Source organism: Salmonella sp. SAL4457 (genome assembly GCF_046548235.1).
In the GTDB taxonomy this organism is placed as follows: domain Bacteria; phylum Pseudomonadota; class Gammaproteobacteria; order Enterobacterales; family Enterobacteriaceae; genus Salmonella; species Salmonella enterica.
Map to the genome: position 1 here is coordinate 1 of NZ_JBGDZO010000671.1, position 263 is coordinate 263.

1 protein-coding gene is annotated in these 263 nt (G+C 64.6%); it reads right to left on the reverse strand.

Annotated elements, in window-relative coordinates; genetic code table 11:
• A partial coding sequence (locus ACLJNW_RS25870) for a hypothetical protein (RefSeq protein WP_410961460.1) occupies positions 1–263 on the reverse strand: 263 nt, incomplete at both ends.

Here is a 263-nt window from a genome sequence, read left to right on the forward strand (position 1 = left end):
ATTGATTTCCCCCTCGCGGTCCCAGTCCGGGAAGTGGTCGCTGAGGTGGATGGCCTTGTCCATCAGCATCGACAGGCTGGCGTGCTGCCAGTGCAGGTGGTGGGCGATCTTGGCGTAGAGCACGCGGATCACCACCAGGATCAGCAGGGTCACGATGAAGCCGAAGGTCAGCCGCCGTACCTGGTTCGCCGGCAGCAGCCAGTCGCCGCGAATCAGCAGGCAGAGCAGGATCACCCCGACCACCGCGTCGAACGGTCGGGTAC